The sequence below is a fragment of the Litchfieldia stipae genome, assembly GCF_014837155.1.
Classification (GTDB): Bacteria; Bacillota; Bacilli; order Bacillales; family Bacillaceae_L; genus Litchfieldia.
Genome location: NZ_JACYHA010000005.1, coordinates 160553 through 181678, shown reverse-complemented (window position 1 = coordinate 181678; position 21126 = coordinate 160553). Strand labels below are relative to the sequence as shown.

Genomic DNA, 21126 nt, shown 5'->3' with positions numbered 1-21126 from the left:
ATATTTTATTTGACATAAAGTTGTATAATATGATAAAAAAGACAGTAATAATAGTAAGCAATGAGAGGTCACAGTAGTGTATAACTTCAATGTTCCAGAGAGCTGATGGTTGGTGCAAATCAGTACATAAGTTAGCATGAATTACCACCTTGAGCTTCTTTTGTGAACATAACAATTTGTTAGTAGCAGAGGACGGTTATTTCCCGTTATAGAAATATTGAGATAAAAGCATGATATAGCTTTTAAGTAGGGTGGTACCGCGATATAATACTCGCCCCTTCGTTTATGAAGGGGCGAGTTTTTTATTGTCTAAAAGCTAAAAAAGGAGAGAGTTAAGATGGAGATATTAGATGATTTACAATTTAGAGGCCTCATTAACCAGGTAACAGATGCAGAGGGCTTAACTGACTTATTGAAAAAAGAAAGTGTAAAATTATACTGTGGATTCGATCCAACGGCTGATAGCTTACACATCGGTCACCTAGTTGGGGTTTTAGCGCTTAAAAGATTTCAAATGGCCGGACATCAACCAATTGCATTAGTTGGTGGGGCAACAGGATTAATTGGTGATCCAAGTGGAAAGAAAGCAGAAAGAACACTAAATACAAAAGAAGTGGTTGAAGGATTCAGTCAGAGCATCAAAAATCAATTATCACAATTTCTTGATTTTGAAAAAGAAGGCAACCCTGCTCAAATTGCCAATAACTATGATTGGATTGGTCAATTAGATTTAATTACATTCCTTCGTGACATTGGAAAGAGCTTTGGATTAAATTATATGCTTGCAAAGGATTCTGTAGCGTCTAGATTAGATGCTGGTATTTCTTTTACTGAATTTAGTTACATGATTCTTCAATCATATGACTTCTTGAAGCTATATGAAACTCAAAACTGTAAGCTTCAGATTGGTGGAAGTGATCAGTGGGGGAATATTACGGCAGGTCTTGAATTGATTCGTAAAACAGTTGCGGATGAAGAATCAAAGGCATTTGGTTTAACAATCCCTCTTGTGACGAAATCAGACGGCACTAAGTTCGGAAAAACAGAAGGTGGTACGATTTGGCTTGATAAGGAGAAAACATCACCATATGAGTTCTACCAATTCTGGATTAACACAGATGACCGTGATGTGATTAAATACTTAAAGTACTTTACCTTCTTCACTAAAGAGGAAATTGAAAGACTTGAAGAAGAAACACAAACAGCACCTGAGAAGCGTCTTGCACAAAAAGCCTTAGCAGAGGAAGTAACTAAGCTTGTACATGGTGAAGACTCATTTAATCAAGCTGTGAAGATTTCTGAAAGCCTATTTAGTGGTAACGTAGGAGCATTAAGTGCTGAAGAAATTAAGCAAGGTTTCAAGGATGTCCCTTCATACCAAGTTGAGGGCGAAGAGGAAGTTGGCTTAGTTGACTTACTAGTTAACAGCAAAATTTCTCCTTCAAAACGTCAAGCGCGCGAAGATATTACAAATGGTGCGATATATATTAATGGAGAAAGATCTCAGGAGCTTGATCGCGTTCTAACAAAGGAAGATCGAATCGAAGGTCAATTCACCATCATCAGACGTGGGAAGAAGAAGTACTTCCTTATTAAATACTAAGTATTGAATAGTTTAAAGAAGCAGATTTCCATATTCTGCTTCTTTTTTTCATGGAGTAATCTCTAGGTGAAATGACAATCCTATTGATATTACCTGGACCTATTAAAATAAAAGGCTGTTATCTCAAAGTTTGTTGTTTTTTGAGGTGAATTAATTGAGAATCGATTCGATTTCTAGCAGACTGAATACACGGGGGACTCCCGTGGGACTAGTTGGCTCCCACAGGACGCGGAGTGTATTCAGGCTGCGGTATCAAAAGCAACAATATATACGAAAACAGCCAAATAAAAAAAGACCCTGGAATAAATCCAAGGTCCTTCTTGTTATTAACGTGAGTAGAATTCAACGATAAGAGCTTCGTTAATTTCAGCAGCTAATTCAGAACGCTCAGGTAAGCGAGTGAATGTTGCTTCTAATTTCTCAGCATCAAAAGTTAAATATTCTGGAACGAAGTTGTTCACTTCAACTGCTTCTTTAACAGCAGAATTGTTACGTGACTTTTCACGTAATGTGAAAGTTTGACCAGGCTTCACGCGGTATGATGGAATATCAACGCGGCTACCATCAACTAAGATGTGACCATGGTTAACTAATTGACGAGCTTGACGACGAGTACGTGCTAAACCTGCACGATAAACAAGGTTATCAAGACGAGATTCTAAAAGAATCATGAAGTTTTCACCGTGCTTACCTTGTAATTTACCAGCAGCATCAAATAAGTTACGGAATTGACGCTCATTTACTCCGAACATATGACGTAGTTTTTGCTTTTCTTGTAATTGTAAACCATACTCAGAAAGCTTTCTACGTTGGTTAGGACCGTGTTGTCCTGGAGCGTATGGACGCTTTTCTAATTCTTTACCTGTACCACTTAATGAAATACCAAGACGACGGGATAATTTCCAGCTTGGACCTGTATAACGAGCCATGAATGACTCCTCCTTCAATGTTTTTATTTTGTTGTAAAATAAAAACAGATGCGACTCGGGTTTTTACGGTCATTTTATTTTCATGTATCCTCGCTCTAGCAGCCAAGAGTTACTCGATACACCATCTTAAAGAACTAAGAGGAACAAAATGAATACATAAAACCATCACAAATGCTGCAATATTTTACACAACGAACATTATATGTTTTATATGGTATAAAGTCAAGTTCCTTCAAAATTAGGTTTATTTTTAGGGGTTTTTGTAAAAAAAGTAAGAATTAATGAAAAAATAGTGAAGTAAATAGGGTAATTTACTGACTTTTAAATTATAATAGACATAATATCGTAGGTAGACGAATATAGGCATGATAAATGTAGGTGAGAAGATGGAATTACTAGAAATAGAGGTTCAGAACTTATTAATATTTAAAAGTAACCTATATGAAATAATGACAATGGACATTGATCCTTCAAATATTACATCAAAGCTTGTGGAATTAATCATTAGGGAATTCCCTATAAGTGAAGCTACGATTTATTTATTTGATGAGTGGGAGGAACAATTTATTCCAGCAGCAACCACTCGAAATAATGGAACAAGGTTATCAAAGCTAGAAGCTATTTCTCTGGATGGAATTGACACATTATTCAAACTTCATTCAAATGAGTTGAAATCAAGAAAAGTACTCATGAAAATAAATGATAGAATCATCGGTATTCTTTCGTTAGAATTAGAACAAGGCTATATTGCTAGTCAAACGTTAATACATACATTGGGTGAAGAATGTTCGAAAATAATTGATCGCTCTCAAAAATACACAAAGTATTTAAATGAAGAAATTAGATATGAACGTTTATTTGGTTTAACAGCTAAGTTCCACTCGTCAATGGATATAGATGATGTCTTAAGTGAAGTCATTAAAACATTAGAAAATGTATATCCAACTTTTGAGTACTTTCTATTATTATCCCATGATAATGTAGAAAACGATAGCTTACCGATAAAGGATTTAGAATATAATAATTATGAAAATTCAGCAGCAATTCAGGCATATGTCACTGGAAATATCCAAAAGGAAGACGTTGTAAGTGAGCGTAAATCAATCCTATATGCACCTTTAAAAGGCAAACAAGGTGTATATGGTGTCCTTCAAGTTATTGCTGGGAGCAATGTAATGTTTCCAGATTATGAAATTAACTTTATTGAGTTGCTAGCAAATACAGCGGGTAGTGCTTTAGAAAATGCTCAGCTTTATCAACAATCCAAAAGACTTGTGGCAGATTTACAATTAATTAATGATACGACACATCGTTTAAATTCAAATTTACGATTAAAAGATACGATCTCATTTATGTCTGATCAAATTGTTAAATATTTACATGGTCATGAAGTTGGATTTGTATTCACATTGAATACTGGTGAAATTGAAGTATTAGAAGGCAGTACTGCTTACTTTTCTTCAACAGCTGCATTAGACATCCTCGAATATGTTCGTGAAAAGATTAAGGAAGAACGAGATACACTATTTGTTGGTGATTATGGAACCGATGAAAAAGAATATGAAGAAAAAGCTGTATATCGTTCAATTATGGCAGTTCCAATGGTTCAAAGTAATAAAGTCATCGGTTTTGCCATCGTTCTACATCAAAGCCCATACTTCTTCTCTTTCGATACATTTAAATTGTTTCAATCATTAATTCATCATTCAACCTTAGCATTTTCTAATTCAACACTCCGTGAAGAATTAGAGAAACTAGTTATCACTGATCATTTGACGAAATTATATTCCAGAAATTATTTGGATGAACAAATACATCGCTCAATGGAAAGAGATGGTTTCGGTACTTTTCTATTAGTGGATATTGATAATTTTAAAGGGATTAACGATACATTTGGTCATCAGGTCGGAGATTCTGTGATTGTTCAGGTTGCTGAAATTATGAAGGCAAATATTCGAGATAATGATATTGGTGCCAGATGGGGTGGAGAAGAGCTCGCGATTTATTTACCTAAAGTAGAATTAAGTATAGGGATTGCGATAGCAGACAGGTTAGTTGAAAAAGTTCGGGATCATACGTCGCCACAGGTAACGATCTCTTGTGGAGTTGCTTATTGGAGAAATGAAACTGAAGATACTGTACAGCAATTATTCCATCGTGCTGACCAAGCATTATATATGGCCAAAGACTCTGGAAAGAATAGAGTCGTTATTCAAGAATAAATGAATACACGAAAAAAGCTACCGATGAAGGTAGCTTTTTTTGATAGAATCAAAGCAAAAGTGTTAACGTTAAATAGTTCCTAGCAGCCTGAATGGACGTAGACTCCTGTGGGATTTGTGGCCAAAGTGAGACCCCACAGGAGCGTAAGCGACGAGGAGGCTCACCAGTCACCCCACTGGACGCGGAGTGTATTCAGGCTGCGGCATTCAAATCGACATTTCTGATCAAAACAGCTTATAAATAAGTAGTTAATACTTGAACAAATTCTTCTAAGTATTCTTGGTCAATCTCATCAAAGCGATTTTTGATGGGGCTATCGATATCAAGGACACCGTATACTTCATTATCTTTGATAATTGGAATGACAATTTCTGCTTGTGAAGCAGCATCACAAGCAATATGACCTGGAAAGGCATGTACATCCTCGACTCTTTCTGTCTTTCGATTAGCGGCAGCAGTCCCACAAACGCCTCTGCCAAATGGAATTCTAACACAAGCAGGTAACCCCTGGAATGGTCCTAAAACAAGCTGATTCTCTTGTTCAGTTAGATAAAAACCAACCCAATTGACGTTATCTAAAAATTGGTTTAATAATGCAGATGCATTTGCCAAATTAGCTATCGGATTTGGCTCATCCTCAATTAAAGCTTTCAGCTGTTTAATCACTAATTTATAATTTTCTACACGGTTATCATTGTATTGTTCGACATGAAACATGTTTATCCCCCTTAATACTTCATAAATCTTATTTGACCCCTATCAAAATCCGTTGAATAACAAAGCTATTTGTCGATGGATTCATAAAGGAAATAGAATTAATTCCTAGAATTAATAAAGAGTATACACCATTTCTAAAAAGGTGGTCATTAATTATGGAATTAAAGGTGAAAAAAATTTCTAAAACGAAGGAAAAAGTCATTGATGCTGCAGCATTTTTGTTTAATACAAAAGGATTTGATGGAACGTCTGTTAGAGAAATTGCAAAAAAAGCAAATGTGAACGTTGCTAATATTTCTTATTACTTCGATAATAAAGCTGGCTTGTTGGAATATCTGGTATCTACTTATTTAGAAGGGTATATATCAGTCATTGAACGTGCGTATGTTGAACTTGAGCGCCGTTCAGCTAGAGAGTGCCTGCTTATGTTTATTAAAGAAACGATGTATTATCAAAAAGAAAACAGTCAGCTTGCTAGATGTGTACTAAGAGAAATTACACTAGATTCTGTCCTTATCCGAGAGGTATTAACAACCTATATGACAAAGGAGAAATTCTACATTAAGTCTATTCTAGAAACTGGGATCCATCAGCAGGAGTTTAGAAAAATGTTAATCCCTCAAGCTATTATGCAGCTAAAAGGGATGCTAACAATGCCTTATCTTCATCCACAATACATGTCAGAAGTATTGCATGTGATACACAATGAGGATTATTTTACAGAACAATATGTAAAGGAACTTGAAAGATGGGTAAATATGACCATCTGTGTCCCACTTGAGAATTCTTATATACAGGCTAGAACAGCCAAGTAAAACGCGTATTAGGATGTCGTAGGTGATGTAAAGAGATGGTTTGCATATAAAGAATCAAACCCTTGTTCTAAGTCCTTCGCGCTATGGGCATCAGATCCATAAACTAGAGGGATTTTTTGTTTTATGGCTTCCTTAATTACCCATTGTGGTGGATAAGGCTCCCCGCAAAACTCCTTTTTCACACCAGCACCATTATAATCCAGTTGTAGACGATGTTCTTTCATCTGGTTTAGGATTGAAAGAATGCTTGAACGAAAGTCCTTCTTAGCAGGATATAACTTTTGAAATTTATGGACTAATGTAATATGTCCAATTCTATTAGGCTTATATTGCCCAAGATCAGTGGTAATGGATTTGTGAAGTGTATCAAAATAGTTTTCATAGATCGCATCCACAGAAGAAAATACTTGTATCATTTGCTTAAACATCGACGCTGAAAAGTCGAGGCAATAGTAGTTTCCTTGACACTCTAAGAAATGAACGGATAGTAGACTATCATCTAAATATGGACCATATTCCTCTAGAAATTTTCTTGTTTCCTCTTCATATCCCTTAATAAAATCTATTTCTAACCCGATATTAATGTTGATTTGTGATTTGTACCTTTTTTGAAGTTTCTGTAGGTAAGAAATATATTTCTCTAATTTTGTAGGATCCATCCCACTATCCTTGTCAGGTGTTGGATCTTCAAAGTTCAGAGGGAGTGGGGCATGCTCTGTAAATGAAATTTCGCTATACCCAAGTTCAATTGCTCTTTCAATGTATTGCTTAAATTCATCATTTGTACCATGTGGACAAAATGGAGAATGAATATGTCCATCAATTTTCACATGAACCCCTCCTAATTTACGATTAATTTCACCTTAGCAAATTTCTGTAAAAAAATTTAAAATTTTGCTCAAAAATTGTCGTTTACATGGTATCATAAAAACATTGAAAAAACATTAAATTGATTTTTATTATGCCTTCTAACTAACAGAGGTTTATACATAAAAGATATGATAGAAGCAAGGGGGCTTTTTATGGAATACCTGATCGGAATTTTTATTATTATAATTGGAGTGTCGATTTTTGGTTTTTATTCTCGAAAAAAGATATATCAAGAAGTGGATCGGTTAGAATTATGGAAAATTGAAATTACAAACCGACCAGTGACGGATGAAATATCGAAAGTGAAAGAACTAAATATGACAGGGGAAGCTGAGGAGCTTTTTGAACAATGGCGAAAGGAATGGGATGAGATTGTTACTCTCCAATTACCAAATGTCGAGGAATATTTATTTGATGCAGAGGAATTTGCAGATAAATATCGGTTTAAAAAGGCGAAAAAAGTCCTGCAGCAGATTGAAGATATTTTAAATTCAACAGATTCGTCCATCAATCGAATATTAAAGGAATTAAATGAGTTAATCGGCAGTGAAGAGAAGAACCGTGTTGAGGTTGAAGAGCTTAAGCAATCATATCGAGAACTTAAGAAAGTATTACTTGCACACCGTCATACCTTTGGACAGGCTGAACTACAGCTAGAGCTAAGGCTTGATGCTATAAATGAAATGTTCAAGGAGTTTGAAACGTCAACACAACAAGGAAACTACCTTCAAGCCAGAGAAATGGTTATGAACATGAAGGACCTTTTGACAGATTTGAAAGAAAAAATGGAGCAAATCCCATTACTCCTAACAGAATGTCAGTCTATTTTACCTAAAAAGTTGGATGAAATAGCAGATGGTCATGACGAAATGAAGAGTCAGGGTTATATTCTAGACCATATACAAGTGGAAAAAGAAATAGAAAATGCAAGAGCTAGACTTAATTATTTCATCGAATTACTCGAGAAAATCGAAATTGATGAAGTTAAGCAAGGACTAGAAGAAGTGAAAGAGTCGATAGAAACGATGTATGATTTGCTTGAAAAAGAAGTGGAAGCGCACCGTTTTGTTCAAACAGAGTTAGCAGAGATTGAATCAAACTTTCAAACATTGCTTGAAGAAAGTAATGATTCGGGCTATGAAACTCAATTGGTCCAACAAAGCTATCGATTAACAGATCAGGACCTTGATTCACATCGTCAAATTGTGAAGAAACTAACTTTATTATTTAAACAATTTGTGATGATTCAAGATAAACTGTCTGAGGAGCATGTAGCTTATTCAATTGTGAAGGTAGAACTAGAGGAAGTGTATTCTTCTCTACAGGAACTAAAGGAAAAGCATTTTGAGTATTGTGAAATGATTCAAGCATTACGTAAGGATGAATTGGCAGCAAGAGAAAAGGTTGTCGGAATGCAACGAAAGTTAAATGAGATAAAAAGGTTATTACTTAAAAATAATATCCCAGGATTACCGGAGAGTTTTCATGAAATCTTAAAAGAGACGAGAACTGGTGTAGAAGAGGTACTCATAAAATTAGAGGAAAAGCCTCTTAATATGCCTGCGGTTAATGAATCTCTATCGACTGCTGAGGAGCTTGTAGAAAAAACATATGCTCAAACTGAAGAGATGATTGAACAAGTTTTCCTTGCAGAACGAATTATTCAATATGGCAATCGATATCGAAGCAGATATCAAAAGGTTGCAACTAGTCTGAATGAAGCTGAGCAATTGTTCAGAAGCTATGAATATCAGCAAGCATTAGAGCAAGCAGCTACCACTTTAGAAGAATTCGAGCCTGGGGTACTAAAAAAAATCGAAGAATTAATAGCTGCTGAATCTTAATTAAAGGCTGTTTCTCAAAGATTGTTGTTTTTTGAGGTGAATTAGTTGAGTATAGATTTCTAGCAGACTGAATACACGGGGGACTCCCGTGGGACTAGTTGGCTCCCACAGGACGCGGAGTGTATTCAGGCTGCGGTATCAAAAGCAACAATATTTACGAAAACAGCCTAATTAAAATAGAAAGGACTTCCATCTAAATGAACTTTGGTGGGAGTCCTTTTTACTGATTTTCAATCAATTTCATTTCAAAACAGAATATGGTATTATTACATTTTGCATGAAGTGTGAGGAGGATTCTATGATCTATCTTGATAATAGCGCAACGACGAAACCATTTCCTGAAGTGATTACCTCTTTTGTGAAAGTATCAGAAGCATATTTCGGTAATCCTTCGTCTTTACATAAGCTTGGTGGAGAGGCTGAAAAGTTATTAATTCAAGCCCGAAAGCAAGTAGCAGATTTATTAGATGTCTCTCCTTTGGAAGTCATATTTACGGCTGGGGGTTCAGAAGGGAATAATCTAGCTATCAAAGGAACAGCACTTCAACGAAAGAATCGTGGAAATCATATTATAACCACTCAAATAGAGCATCCTTCTGTTAGTGAATCGTTTGAGCAATTGAAGGAGTCTGGTTTTGAAGTTACATATGTTCCAGTAAATTCAAATGGGGTTGTAGAAATTTCAGATATTAAAAAGGCAATAAGGGAAGACACCATCCTTGTTTCAGTGATTCATGTTAATAATGAAATCGGTACAATTCAACCTGTAGCTGAAATTGGAAAGTTATTAAAAGCCTATCCAAAAATCATATACCATGTAGATCATGTTCAAGGAGTTGGAAAGGTACCATTGCAGCTTCAGCAGGCTGGTATAGACCTATGCACGTTGTCTGGCCATAAATTCAATGGATTAAAAGGTACGGGTATTCTATATGTTAGAAAGGGAGTGGAGCTTGCTCCATTAATCTCAGGTGGTCAACAAGAAATGCAATTACGGTCTGGGACTGAAAACGTTGCTGGCATTGTTGCCATGACGAAAGCATTGCGGATGACATTGGAGAATATGGACGAAAAGGTTGAGAAAATCAACCAAATAAAACGGGCTATATTGGATGGACTAGAAACAAATGCTATTATTACAATAAATACTCCAAGTTACCAAACTGCACCACATATTATCAATTTCTCCATTAATGGATTGAAATCTGAGGTGTTCGTCCATTTGTTAGAAGAGAATGGTATCATTCTTTCAACTACATCCGCATGCTCTTCAAAGAAAAAGGCACCTAGCAAGACCTTACTTGCAATGAAAAAGGATGAGCCAATTGCAAGTAGTGCTATTCGAATGAGCTTGTCAGCAGAAAATGAACTAGAAGAAGTCCCATATATACTAAATGCAATAAATAAAGCAATAGATCATTTAGGAAAGGTAATGAGATAACATGCAATATGACCATATACTAATCCGTTTTGGTGAAATCTCAACAAAAGGACGAAACCGAAAACGATTCATAGATAAATTAAAGAGAAACATTCAAAATAAATTAACTGATTATCCTCAGATTAAGATTGAGACTACAAGAGATCGGATTTTTATCGTTTTAAATGGTGAAAATCATGAAGAGATATCCGCACGCCTTACAAAAGTGTTTGGTATTCATTCATTTAGTCTGGCTGTGAAGACAGAAAGCGATATTGATGCCATTAAAGCAGCTGCCTTGTTTGCATTTACGGAGCTTGATTATGAAGGTAAGACGTTTAAAGTATCTGCAAGGAGATCGGATAAGTTATTCCCATTCGATACAAATCAAATAAACTATCAAGTGGGAAGTCATATCTTAACAAATGTAGATGAACTTGTCGTGGATGTCCATAACCCTATGATAAATGTGCGTGTCGAGGTGAGAAAGGAAGCTAGCTATATTACCTGTAAGGATATAATTGGTGCTGGTGGCTTGCCAGTAGGCACGAGCGGAAAGTCAATGCTAATGCTCTCGGGTGGTCTAGATAGTCCAGTAGCTGGTTATCTAGCGATGAAGCGAGGGGTAGAACTAGAAGCTGTTCATTTCTATAGTCCACCTTATACAAATGAACGCTCAAAGCAAAAAGTTGTAGACCTATCAGAGGTTCTTACTCAGTTTGGTCCAGATATCAACTTGCATATTGTTCCCTTCACAGAAATTCAAGAAGTGATTCAAAAGCAAGTACCTGAAAATTACTCACTCATCTCTACTAGAAGAATGATGCTGAGAATTACAGATGAAATAAGAAATAGAAGAACTGGGTTGGCAATAACGACAGGTGAGAGCTTAGGACAAGTGGCAAGTCAAACGATGGAAAGTATGTACGCAATAAATGATGTCACTAGCACTCCTATGCTCAGACCATGCATTTCCATGGATAAAACAGAAATCATTGATATCGCAAGAAAGATTGATACCTATGATATTTCAATCCGACCATATGAAGATTGCTGTACGATCTTTAGTCCTGCAGCTCCCAAAACAAGGCCAAAACGAGAAAAAGTTGAGTATTACGAGAGCTTTATTGATTTTAATGAATTAATCAATCGAGCTGTTGAAAATACAGAAGTAGTCAAAATCGGCAAGAGTACTAGCAAGAGTGAATTAGAAGAGTTATTTTAATTTAATTGATGTTGAAGCTATTTGCATATCATGACAATCCTGTGAACAATTACCAATAAAAAAATTGAATTAACATTCGTTTTTTTACACAATCTATACTCACAAGGAGGTGATAGCACATGGCAAACAACAGCAGCTCAAACCAACTTCTAGTATCAGGTGCACAACAAGCGATCGACCAAATGAAGTATGAGATTGCTTCTGAATTTGGTGTAAACCTTGGAGCAGATACTACTTCTCGCGCTAACGGTTCTGTGGGTGGAGAAATTACTAAACGTTTAGTTTCTTTCGCTCAACAACAAATGAGTGGTTCTTTCCAAAAATAATTTAATATAAGTGGCTACAGAGCGGGAGTAACATCCCGCTCTTTTTCATGAGTAAATGCTGTTTATAAAAAGGACCGTTTCACCTTTTCCCAGAATGAATTGTTCTTGAGCTTGACGGTTTTAATCTTTCGGTCACTTAGGCTAAAATCAATCTTCTCAACATGTTGAATACTAACTGCTTCATTGTCCATTCCGATAATAGGGAAATCATTCCCATCCTGGACAACTTTCAAGGATAGCTTTCTTTGTTCACTTAAAATGAAAGAGGATCCAAGGGTTCGGTATTGATTATTATTTAAAGAGGCTAATTCACTGACCTGAATACATGGTAAGAGTGGGTCAACGACTGCACCGTTTACAGATTTGTTATATGCAGTACTTCCAGTAGGTGTTGCAACAATCATTCCATCCCCACGGAATGTTTCGAAATGAAGATCGTCTATGTAAACATCGATAACAAAAGTTCTGATGATGGGTGAACGAATAGAACATTCATTTAAGCAATAAAATGCAGCTTCATTATCAACACTTACCTCAATTGTAGGATATCTTCTAACTTCAATTTGCTCAGTGGTCATGGCTTCAACTAAACCGTCGATATCTTTGATATCAAAATCACAATACATACTTAGGCTACCAGTGGTTGAGATTCCAACATAGAGACAATCCTGACGGAAATTGGTTTTACGTACCGCTTGCAAAAAAGTTCCATCATCACCAATACTAACGATGATATTAGCTTTTAAGTGGTCCGTAACGACAGTAAATTGATAATCCCTTGCTAAAGCCTTTAACTCATCAACTTTTTGAATTAATTCTTTAGATTTCTCATAAAAGAAGTAAAGATTTCTGCGATCTGGCATCGTTCATTCCTCCATTTAAGCAAAATTAGATTTCAAGATGATTATAACAGTTAATTTATCCAAAATTAGAAATTTCTGTTACAATATAATATCAGTTTACATGAAATTGAAACCAAAAGTAAAATGAGTCGTAAATAGGTATGTGTCTAGAATAAAAGGAGTTGAAAAAAGAATGAATGGAAAACGTTGGGCAGCTTTAGGGATTGCAGCAGGACTTTTTATTATCTCAATTTTGGTGAATTTTGCTTCTACAGTTGCATTTAATGAAAGTGGTAGTTGGACGGATGATTTATTTGGTGCGACAGATACAGAATTCATAGAACATAGTATTACGCCAGGGAATGGACTTGATAAAATTCTAGTTCTGAAAGTAAATGGTGCAATACAGGATACTGGTGATGACGTTACTTCTTTGTTTAGTCCAACAGGGTATCAGCATCAAGCATTTTTACGAATGATTGATCAAGCGAAGGAGGATGATTTTGTTAAAGGGATCATTCTTCGTGTGAATTCCCCTGGTGGTGGAGTAGTTGAGAGTGCTGAGATTCATGATCGACTTGTTGAGTTGCAAGAAGAAACTGGAAAACCAGTCTATGTCTCAATGGGCACGATGGCTGCATCAGGTGGATATTATATTTCAGCTCCGGCTGACAAAATCTTTGCGGTTCCTGATACATTAACAGGATCACTTGGAGTAATTATGCAAGGGATAAATTATTCAGGGTTAGCTGAAAGGTATGGTGTTACCTTTGAAACAATAAAGAGCGGCCCATACAAAGATATCATGTCAGCATCAAGAGAAATGACAGACGAAGAAAGAGATATTCTTCAGAACATGGTCGATAATGCTTATGAAGGTTTTGTTAATGTGATTTCAAAGGGTCGGGATTTATCAGAAGCTGAAGTAAGAAAAGTTGCAGATGGACGAATTTATGATGGAAGGCAAGCTAAAGAGTTGAAGCTTGTCGATGAATTAGGTTATTTTGAGGATGCACTAGAAGCAATGAAAGCAGATTATGATCTTGGAGACGTTAATGTGGTTGAATATGAAGCAAATTATGGTCTAAGTTCACTCTTCTCAATGAGTGCCAAAAAACTGTTTACAGATGATATTGAAATGGCATCTCTGGTCCAATTACTATCTCAACCTAATTCACCTCGAATGATGTATTTGTATGCAAAGTAAAGGAGGCGTGATTTGATGGATATATCTTATAACAACGCACATGAGCAGCCAGAAAATCTTGTTCAGTCTCCAAATGATGCAGTTTACATACAATATGCAGGGTTCTGGATGAGGTTATGGGCCTATCTACTGGATTTAATCGTTGTTGGAAGTATTAACAGGCTGATTGTTTATCCTATTTTCAAACTAATTGATTTACCATTATCAGGAGCTAGTATGTTTGCTCCTATTTCAATCACAACAGCTTTAACCTATTTTCTCTATTTTGTGCTAATGACAAAATATTTTAAACAAACTTTAGGGAAAATGGTTTTTGGTCTAAAAGTAATAACCATTTCACGGGAAGAACTCACATGGGGAACTGTGATATTTCGTGAGTTTGTCGGACGATTTATTTCCAAGGTCACATATATTGGGTATTTAATAATTGCATTCCTACCAAAGAAGCAAGGAATTCATGATCTATTTGCAGAAACAACGGTTATACACGAACATAAGGAATTAAATAAACAATCTTAAGGATGCGGGCAACTGCATTCTTTTTTTTATGGAAAGGGATGTTTATATCATTTGTAGAAGGGTGATAATGGAAGATTGAAAGGATGTGCGTGGAGTGAAATGGGTTTTAATCATTTTTTTAATTATTATTGCTCTTTTATTTATTCTTCTTATTAGTAAGTTAAAAGTGTTGATTCTATTCAATCATTCACCCAAAAATGAGGATATCAAGATTAAATTTAGCCTTTGGTTTGGACTTATTAGATACACCATTCATATTCCACAGATTAAGGTGGATGATGATTCACCTAATATCGAATTGAAGCATGAGGAAAAAAGCAATCTGAAGGAAAAGAAGACAAAAGATAAAAAGAAAAAATTCACTCCAGATGAAATCATTAGAGCTATTCAAGATTCTGGAACCATCCTTGACCATGTCGCAAATTTCCATAAGATTATTAAGAAATTTCTTCATTCTGTTACAGTGACAAAGGTTAATTGGCATACTGCTTTTGGAATTGGAGACGCTGCTCAAACGGGTATTTTCGTCGGATTAGGGTGGTCAGTAAAAGGTGTTTTGCTAGGTATTATAAGTCAGTATATGAACTTAAAGGCGAAGCCCAATATATCGATAACCCCATTATTTCAACAATTATATTCAGAGACCAAATTTGAATGTATGTTTCACTTCAGAGTCGGGAAAGCTATGTTAGCAGGAATTAGACTGGTTAGATATTGGAAGGGGAATTTACCAAAATTCAAGTCAGCTCCCCTCTCCATGTTGACAGGTAGTAATTCGAAAATCACTAAAAGCTAGGAGGAAGTATAATGTCAGATCATCCAATTAAAGGGTTAATGACCACAGCAATGGAAAATCTTAAGGAAATGATTGATGTTAATACAATTATCGGGGATCCAGTAGAAACACCTGACGGAAGTGTTATCTTAACCGTCTCAAAGGTAGGGTTTGGATTTGCTGCTGGTGGTAGTGAATTTCAACCTTCTAAAGAAGGAGAAGGAGCTAGCTTACCGTTTGGTGGAGGTAGCGGGGGAGGAGTATCAATTACCCCAATCGCATTTCTAATTGTTAATGCTTCAGGTGTGAAAATGCTTCACTTAGATGAAAATACACATCTGTATGAAAAATTATTAGAACTTGCACCACAAGCAGTTGATAAAGTACAGCAAATGTTTAAAAACAAGCAAGGTGATAATCAAGCTCAAAGTCAAGATAATCAAGATTTTAATATATAAGAGGTTCTAAGGGCTGTCCACTAACAAAAGTGCAAAGTAAGTGAAGCACTTAAAGGACAGCTCTATTCTTTATCATAAAAATTTGTCAATCTAGGTGCAAATCATTGCAATCTGTAGAAGATATAGCTAGAATTTATCTGTACATATAATAAGGGAGGAATTGGGAATGGCAAATATCACTTTTAAAGGCAATCCAGTAACATTACTAGGTCAAGAAGTTAAAGTAGGGGATACTGCACCAGACTTTACAGTATTAGCAAATGACTTATCACCAGTTACACTTGCAGATTCAAAGGGGTCAGTACGTTTAATAAGTGTAGTTCCTTCAATTGATACAGGAGTTTGTGATGCACAAACACGTCGTTTTAATGAGGAAGCAGCAAGCTTAAGTAACGTGAAGGTATTAACAGTAAGTGTAGATCTTCCGTTTGCACAAAAGCGCTGGTGTGGAGCGAATGGCATTGAGAATGTTCAAACTGTGTCAGATCACCGTTCCCTTTCATTCGGAGAAGCATATGGTGTAGCAATTGAGGAATTACGTTTACTAGCTCGTGCTGTTTTTGTGATTGACAGTAATGATAAAATTACATATGTTGAATATGTAAGTGAAGCTACAGACCACCCAAATTATGAAGGTGCAATCGAAGCGGCTAAGGCAGCTCAATAATTTTTTATGACATAATAGCTTAAAATTGACTAGGGAGCCCTGGAAATACTAGGGGCTCTTTTATGTTTAGATTGGGTAAGACCATTTAGGAGGAAAACGATGGAACAAAGATCTCAAGTAGAAATATTATTTAAACTGATTGACGAAACAGCTACCCTTTTAAAAGAGGAATTATCGTGCACTTACATTGAAGCAGTGGCTGAAACAGGAGAGAATATCTTTCAACAAGCAATTGTGCAAGAAGAGGTTAGTGAACTAAGTAAGAAACATCTTGAAAAAGAATATAGTTCCTTACTGAAGATGAACTATTCCAAGGAAGAAATCAGAAAGGCTTACCAGCTTGCCATTCTAAAGGGAATGCATGAAGGAGCTCAAGTAAATCATCAAATGACACCAGATGCCGTTGCTTTATTTATAGGTTATCTCATTAGTAAAGTAACAAGAGACAAAAAGCATTTCACAATATTTGATCCAGCAATAGGGACTGCGAATTTACTAACAGCCGTGATGAACCAAAATGCTGATAAGGAGATAAATGCATTTGGTAGTGAAGTAGATGACTTACTAGTGAAATTAGCCTATGTCAGTGCAAATCTTCAAGAACATAATATCCAATTATATAATCAAGATAGCCTGGAAAAATTATATGTTGATCCAGTGGATATTGTCGTCTGTGATTTACCGTATGGATATTACCCAAACGACGTGAATGCTGCGAACTATACATTGAAAGTAGACTCTGGTCATTCCTATGCACATCACTTATTTATCGAACAAAGCTTGAACCATACTAAGCCAGGCGGATATATCGTTTTGCTTATTCCAAATGCGTTATTTGAAAGTCCTGAGGCTCCAAAGCTAAATGCATTTATTACAGAAAATATGCATATTCAGGGGCTTATTCAATTGCCTACAACAATGTTTAGGAATAAAGATGCAGCTAAAAGTATCTTCATGTTACAAAAGAAAGCAGAGGGAATCACGGCTCCAAAACAAGCATTATTAGCAAATCTCCCATCGTTTTCAAATCGAGACTCAATGACTAGCATGATTCAAAAAATTGATCAGTGGTTTGAGGATGAGAAGAAGCTGGAAGTAGAAAAACGATAAATTTCTAACCCCTGGTATAACAAAATATGTCATTTTATTTATCTGAATTTAAAGAATTTGTGTCGAAAACGTTTCCAATTGGTCTTCTCACTTGAAATGTGGACTTCTCGGTGTTTAAATGGAAAAGGCAGATATAAAAGTGTCAAATTGCATAGAATAATGTAGAGAAATGATACTAATACATACACCATGGTAACCACAAAAAAAGGAGCGGAACAAATGTCGAAAATCATAGCTATAAATGCCGGAAGTTCATCATTAAAGTTTCAGTTATTTGAAATGCCAAGTGAAGAAGTTGTAACAAAAGGATTAGTAGAAAGAATCGGCCTTGATAATGCAATCTTTAGTATTACAGTTAATGGTGAAAAGCAAACTGACGTAACTGATATCCCAGATCACTCAGTTGCAGTTAAAATACTTTTAAATAAATTAACAGAAACTGGTGTTATCAAATCATTAGATGAAATTAATGGAATCGGTCACCGTGTAGTCCATGGTGGTGAAGAGTTTAGTGATTCAGTATTAATTACTGATGAAGTGTTAGCAAAGCTAGATCAATTATCAGAATTAGCACCACTTCACAACCCTGCAAACATCACAGGAATTAAGGCGTTCAAAGAAGTACTACCAACTGTACCTGCTGTTGCGGTATTTGATACAGCCTTCCATCAGACAATGCCTGAGAAGTCATTCTTATACAGTCTTCCATATGAATATTACGAGAAGTTTGGAATCCGCAAATACGGTTTCCACGGTACCTCTCATAAATATGTATCAGAACGTGCTGCTGAGTTACTAGGCAGACCTATTGAACAATTGCGTTTAATTTCTTGCCATTTAGGTAACGGGGCAAGTATCGCTGCAATTGAAGGTGGAAAATCAATTGATACATCTATGGGATTCACTCCACTTGCTGGTGTGGCAATGGGAACTCGTTCAGGCAATATTGACCCTTCATTAATTCCGTATATTATGGAGAAAACAGGTCAAACTGCTGACGAAGTATTAAATGTTCTTAATAAAAAGAGTGGTATCCTAGGGATTTCAGGATTCTCAAGTGATTTACGTGATATCACTGAAGCGGCTAATAACGGAAATGAACGTGCAGAACTTGCACTTGAAGTATTTGCTAGTCGTATTCATAAGTATATTGGTTCTTATGCAGCAAGAATGTACGGTGTAGATGCAATTATCTTTACTGCTGGAATCGGTGAAAATAGTGATGTTATCCGTGCACGAGTTCTTCGTGGTTTAGAGTTCATGGGAATTTATTGGGATCCTGCACGTAACCAACAAATTCATGGAGAAGAAGAATTTATCAACTATCCACATTCACCAGTAAAAGTAATTGTTATTCCTACAAATGAAGAAGTAATGATTGCTCGTGATGCTGTTCGTTTAGCACATTAATTAGAGCATCTTAAGAAAGTGTAGAGAAAAAGGAAAACTTCCTTCTCTACACTTTTTTTTTTGTGAAAGGCCTCTGTTTATTGATTAGCTATTACATATGATATAATTGAACACAAAATGAACGAAAGTTAGGGGGCTAGTTTACGTGGTATTATCTGAGCGTGAGAAAAAAGTATTAGAGGACATTAATCATTGGCGTGAGCAATTGTATGATTATGAGCTCACTGATTTCCAAATGACCTACGATAAACTTCTAGAACAGTCTTTTCAATTAGTACCTGACGAAGTAAGAACAGAATTTTTTGCTAAAATAGACAATTGGTTATTTCATCTCCATGCTGTGATTCAAGGTACTCAGCTACAAATGGATGCAAGAGATCGAATCATTACATCGGCAAGAGCTTTCCATGATGAGGTGGATCAATTATCTGATTTAAAAAACTTAACACTGGATCAACTTGCATATTTGGCCGACCATCAAATTGCAAAGCATCGCGTGTATTCATTTGCTCAAGGGGGCTTAGTTGGAACAGGGGGACTTTTATTAGTCGGAACTGATATTCTAACGATGACGATTATTAACCTAAGGGCGGTACAGCTGATTGCAATGACCTATGGTTATGAAACAAGCACCCCATACGAAATGATGCTTTCTCTTAAGGTTTTTCACGGAGCAACCTTACCTAAGAATCTAAAACATCGTGGCTGGGAAGAACTAATTGAGGAGTTAGATGGAGCGACAGATAACCCGTTTTTCTATGAAGGAACTGATCATTTTGTGAACGAGGCGTGGGTTAAACAGCCTTTAAAGCAAATTTTAAAAGGCTTTGTCATTTTCATGTTTAGAAAGAAACTCATTCAAGGTCTGCCATTAGTAGGGATGACAATTGGAGCTAGTATGAATTATCAATTCACAAGACAGGTTACTGAGTTTGCCCATAAATTTTATCAATATCGATATTTAAATGAAAAGGTAGGAAATGAATTGTGAGTTCGTTGCAGCATAAAAAGGAATCACCAAAAAGTGTACGTTGTAAAGTAATTACAGTTAGTGACACTAGAACAAAAGAATCAGACAAAAGTGGTCAATTAATGAACTCGTTACTGAACGATTATGGACATAACGTGATCGACTATGTGATTGTAAATGATGACGAAGCCACAATCAATCAAGAAATAATCAAAGGCTGTGAGAGTGATGACATTGATGCTGTTATCTTAAATGGTGGAACTGGAATCGCAAAGAGAGATGTGACGATAGAAACCGTAACAAAGCTGCTAGACAAAGAAATCGTTGGCTTTGGAGAGCTCTTTAGAATGTTAAGCTATACAGAGGATATTGGATCTGCTGCGATGCTGTCACGAGCAATAGCCGGTGTTTCACTTGATACCGCTGTATTTTCAACCCCGGGATCAACTGGAGCTGTGAAATTAGCAATGGAGAAATTAATTTTACCAGAATTGGGTCATGTGATACGAGAAATAAAGAAGGATTTATAACAAAGAACCGATACATACAAGAAAAAGAGAGACTAGCCAATGAACAAAAGTTCCGAGGCTGGTCTCTCTTTTAATAAAAATTAAGGCTGTTTTCGTATAAATTGTTGCTTTTAAAGTCGCAGTCTGAATACACTCCGCGTCCTGTGGGGTGAGCGGTGAGCCTCCTCGTCGCTGGCTCTTGTGGGGTCTCACTTTGGCTCACGCATCCCACGGGAGTCTTCGTGTATTCAGTCTGCTAGAATTCTATTTTTTAAATAATGTACAGCTAAAAACAACAAACTTTGGGAAAACAGCCAAAATTAATTAGTAATGCCCTTTTTGTGACACTTTTTGGTTTGAACGATACCAAATCCATAGATCATTTATAATGGAAGCTAGCTCAGAGATTTCTGAATTTAACACACATGACTTAGGAAAATCTAATTCATTCCCTAGTTGTGCTTGTTTTTCATTAATGACTTTTTCTAAATCTGCAATTCGATCTGGGATCCTGCCACGTATACCTTCCCACATTAATAAAATTCCCTGTTGCTCATCCTTATTATACTCTTCCCAATGTTTAGATAATGCAGGGATTTCTATTCCTAATCTTTCATCATACTGAAAATGTTCCTTCAATGTTCTCCCCCCATAACTCACTTATCTCCATTTTACACTATGAAAAAA

Annotated in this window: 21 protein-coding genes and 1 other annotated feature; of the genes, 16 read left to right on the top strand and 5 right to left on the bottom strand. The window is 36.1% G+C overall.

Going from position 1 to position 21126, the window contains the following annotated elements; all coding sequences use genetic code 11:
* The first annotated feature begins 51 nt into the window (after positions 1 to 51).
* Positions 52 to 282, top strand: a binding site (T-box leader).
* Positions 283 to 337: 55 nt separating this feature from the next.
* Positions 338 to 1603, top strand: a complete 1266-nt coding sequence (gene tyrS, locus F7888_RS08385; RefSeq protein ID WP_191778726.1) for a tyrosine--tRNA ligase — start codon at positions 338 to 340, stop codon at positions 1601 to 1603.
* 326 nt (positions 1604 to 1929) lie between these two features.
* On the opposite strand, the gene rpsD is transcribed toward tyrS, so the two are convergent.
* Entirely contained in the window at positions 1930 to 2532 is a 603-nt protein-coding gene (gene rpsD, locus F7888_RS08380) for a 30S ribosomal protein S4 (protein ID WP_191778725.1), read from the bottom strand.
* A gap of 386 nt (positions 2533 to 2918) precedes the next feature.
* On the opposite strand from rpsD, the gene F7888_RS08375 reads away from it, so the two are divergent.
* Positions 2919 to 4754, top strand: coding sequence for a sensor domain-containing diguanylate cyclase (locus F7888_RS08375; protein ID WP_191778724.1), 1836 nt, complete (start codon positions 2919 to 2921; stop codon positions 4752 to 4754).
* Between the two features lie 235 nt (positions 4755 to 4989).
* Here F7888_RS08375 and F7888_RS08370 read toward each other — a convergent pair whose 3' ends face one another.
* Complete coding sequence (locus F7888_RS08370; RefSeq protein ID WP_191778723.1) at positions 4990 to 5472, bottom strand: GAF domain-containing protein; 483 nt, start codon at positions 5470 to 5472, stop codon at positions 4990 to 4992.
* A gap of 176 nt (positions 5473 to 5648) precedes the next feature.
* Here F7888_RS08370 and refZ point away from each other — a divergent pair, with 176 nt between their 5' ends.
* Positions 5649 to 6287, top strand: coding sequence for a forespore capture DNA-binding protein RefZ (gene refZ / locus F7888_RS08365; protein ID WP_191778863.1), 639 nt, complete (start codon positions 5649 to 5651; stop codon positions 6285 to 6287).
* An 8-nt stretch (positions 6288 to 6295) separates the two neighbouring features.
* On the opposite strand, the gene hisJ is transcribed toward refZ, so the two are convergent.
* The gene (gene hisJ / locus F7888_RS08360; protein WP_191778722.1) at positions 6296 to 7117 is read right to left on the bottom strand and encodes a histidinol-phosphatase HisJ; all 822 of its coding nucleotides are present in this window, start codon (positions 7115 to 7117) and stop codon (positions 6296 to 6298) included.
* Positions 7118 to 7309: 192 nt separating this feature from the next.
* Between hisJ and ezrA the strand changes: the two genes are divergently transcribed.
* From ezrA to F7888_RS08340, 4 genes are all read left to right on the top strand, one after another.
* Positions 7310 to 9001: a septation ring formation regulator EzrA gene (ezrA, locus tag F7888_RS08355; protein WP_191778721.1), complete on the top strand. Its 1692-nt coding sequence runs from the start codon at positions 7310 to 7312 to the stop codon at positions 8999 to 9001.
* Positions 9002 to 9299: 298 nt separating this feature from the next.
* On the top strand, positions 9300 to 10442 hold the full coding sequence (locus F7888_RS08350) for a cysteine desulfurase family protein (protein ID WP_191778720.1): 1143 nt from the start codon (positions 9300 to 9302) through the stop codon (positions 10440 to 10442).
* Position 10443: 1 nt separating this feature from the next.
* Positions 10444 to 11646, top strand: a complete 1203-nt coding sequence (thiI, locus tag F7888_RS08345; RefSeq protein ID WP_191778719.1) for a tRNA uracil 4-sulfurtransferase ThiI — start codon at positions 10444 to 10446, stop codon at positions 11644 to 11646.
* Between the two features lie 119 nt (positions 11647 to 11765).
* Complete coding sequence (locus F7888_RS08340; protein ID WP_191778718.1) at positions 11766 to 11972, top strand: alpha/beta-type small acid-soluble spore protein; 207 nt, start codon at positions 11766 to 11768, stop codon at positions 11970 to 11972.
* 62 nt (positions 11973 to 12034) lie between these two features.
* Here F7888_RS08340 and F7888_RS08335 read toward each other — a convergent pair whose 3' ends face one another.
* Positions 12035 to 12835, bottom strand: coding sequence for an NAD kinase (locus F7888_RS08335; RefSeq protein ID WP_191778717.1), 801 nt, complete (start codon positions 12833 to 12835; stop codon positions 12035 to 12037).
* Positions 12836 to 13007: 172 nt separating this feature from the next.
* Between F7888_RS08335 and sppA the strand changes: the two genes are divergently transcribed.
* The 9 genes from sppA (at position 13008) to F7888_RS08290 (ending at position 20460) form a co-directional block, all read left to right on the top strand.
* Entirely contained in the window at positions 13008 to 14021 is a 1014-nt protein-coding gene (sppA, locus tag F7888_RS08330) for a signal peptide peptidase SppA (RefSeq protein WP_191778716.1), read from the top strand.
* A 15-nt stretch (positions 14022 to 14036) separates the two neighbouring features.
* Positions 14037 to 14540, top strand: coding sequence for an RDD family protein (locus tag F7888_RS08325; RefSeq protein WP_191778715.1), 504 nt, complete (start codon positions 14037 to 14039; stop codon positions 14538 to 14540).
* A 94-nt stretch (positions 14541 to 14634) separates the two neighbouring features.
* Positions 14635 to 15336: a DUF2953 domain-containing protein gene (locus tag F7888_RS08320; protein ID WP_191778714.1), complete on the top strand. Its 702-nt coding sequence runs from the start codon at positions 14635 to 14637 to the stop codon at positions 15334 to 15336.
* Positions 15337 to 15347: 11 nt separating this feature from the next.
* Positions 15348 to 15773, top strand: coding sequence for a GerW family sporulation protein (ytfJ, locus tag F7888_RS08315; RefSeq protein WP_191778713.1), 426 nt, complete (start codon positions 15348 to 15350; stop codon positions 15771 to 15773).
* A 166-nt stretch (positions 15774 to 15939) separates the two neighbouring features.
* On the top strand, positions 15940 to 16440 hold the full coding sequence (gene tpx, locus F7888_RS08310) for a thiol peroxidase (protein ID WP_191778712.1): 501 nt from the start codon (positions 15940 to 15942) through the stop codon (positions 16438 to 16440).
* A 99-nt stretch (positions 16441 to 16539) separates the two neighbouring features.
* Positions 16540 to 17550, top strand: a complete 1011-nt coding sequence (locus tag F7888_RS08305; protein ID WP_191778711.1) for a class I SAM-dependent methyltransferase — start codon at positions 16540 to 16542, stop codon at positions 17548 to 17550.
* Between the two features lie 219 nt (positions 17551 to 17769).
* On the top strand, positions 17770 to 18960 hold the full coding sequence (locus F7888_RS08300) for an acetate kinase (protein WP_191778710.1): 1191 nt from the start codon (positions 17770 to 17772) through the stop codon (positions 18958 to 18960).
* A 145-nt stretch (positions 18961 to 19105) separates the two neighbouring features.
* Positions 19106 to 19951, top strand: coding sequence for an EcsC family protein (locus F7888_RS08295; protein WP_191778709.1), 846 nt, complete (start codon positions 19106 to 19108; stop codon positions 19949 to 19951).
* Entirely contained in the window at positions 19948 to 20460 is a 513-nt protein-coding gene (locus tag F7888_RS08290) for a MogA/MoaB family molybdenum cofactor biosynthesis protein (protein WP_191778708.1), read from the top strand. Before F7888_RS08295 ends, F7888_RS08290 begins: the two co-directional genes overlap by 4 nt.
* Before the next feature lie 303 nt (positions 20461 to 20763).
* On the opposite strand, the gene F7888_RS08285 is transcribed toward F7888_RS08290, so the two are convergent.
* Complete coding sequence (locus F7888_RS08285; RefSeq protein WP_191778707.1) at positions 20764 to 21078, bottom strand: hypothetical protein; 315 nt, start codon at positions 21076 to 21078, stop codon at positions 20764 to 20766.
* Positions 21079 to 21126: the final 48 nt, after the last annotated feature.

What these genes read in the sequence shown, in the direction of transcription:
- tpx (WP_191778712.1), top strand. Translation starts at nt 15,940, where the DNA reads ATGGCAAATATCACTTTTAAAGGCAATCCAGTAACATTACTAGGTCAA.
- ytfJ (WP_191778713.1), top strand. Translation starts at nt 15,348, where the DNA reads ATGTCAGATCATCCAATTAAAGGGTTAATGACCACAGCAATGGAAAAT.
- F7888_RS08350 (WP_191778720.1), top strand. Translation starts at nt 9,300, where the DNA reads ATGATCTATCTTGATAATAGCGCAACGACGAAACCATTTCCTGAAGTG.
- tyrS (WP_191778726.1), top strand. Translation starts at nt 338, where the DNA reads ATGGAGATATTAGATGATTTACAATTTAGAGGCCTCATTAACCAGGTA.
- F7888_RS08375 (WP_191778724.1), top strand. Translation starts at nt 2,919, where the DNA reads ATGGAATTACTAGAAATAGAGGTTCAGAACTTATTAATATTTAAAAGT.
- rpsD (WP_191778725.1), bottom strand. Translation starts at nt 2,532, where the DNA reads ATGGCTCGTTATACAGGTCCAAGCTGGAAATTATCCCGTCGTCTTGGT.
- F7888_RS08335 (WP_191778717.1), bottom strand. Translation starts at nt 12,835, where the DNA reads ATGCCAGATCGCAGAAATCTTTACTTCTTTTATGAGAAATCTAAAGAA.
- ezrA (WP_191778721.1), top strand. Translation starts at nt 7,310, where the DNA reads ATGGAATACCTGATCGGAATTTTTATTATTATAATTGGAGTGTCGATT.
- sppA (WP_191778716.1), top strand. Translation starts at nt 13,008, where the DNA reads ATGAATGGAAAACGTTGGGCAGCTTTAGGGATTGCAGCAGGACTTTTT.
- F7888_RS08305 (WP_191778711.1), top strand. Translation starts at nt 16,540, where the DNA reads ATGGAACAAAGATCTCAAGTAGAAATATTATTTAAACTGATTGACGAA.
- thiI (WP_191778719.1), top strand. Translation starts at nt 10,444, where the DNA reads ATGCAATATGACCATATACTAATCCGTTTTGGTGAAATCTCAACAAAA.
- F7888_RS08340 (WP_191778718.1), top strand. Translation starts at nt 11,766, where the DNA reads ATGGCAAACAACAGCAGCTCAAACCAACTTCTAGTATCAGGTGCACAA.
- F7888_RS08370 (WP_191778723.1), bottom strand. Translation starts at nt 5,472, where the DNA reads ATGTTTCATGTCGAACAATACAATGATAACCGTGTAGAAAATTATAAA.
- F7888_RS08325 (WP_191778715.1), top strand. Translation starts at nt 14,037, where the DNA reads ATGGATATATCTTATAACAACGCACATGAGCAGCCAGAAAATCTTGTT.
- F7888_RS08300 (WP_191778710.1), top strand. Translation starts at nt 17,770, where the DNA reads ATGTCGAAAATCATAGCTATAAATGCCGGAAGTTCATCATTAAAGTTT.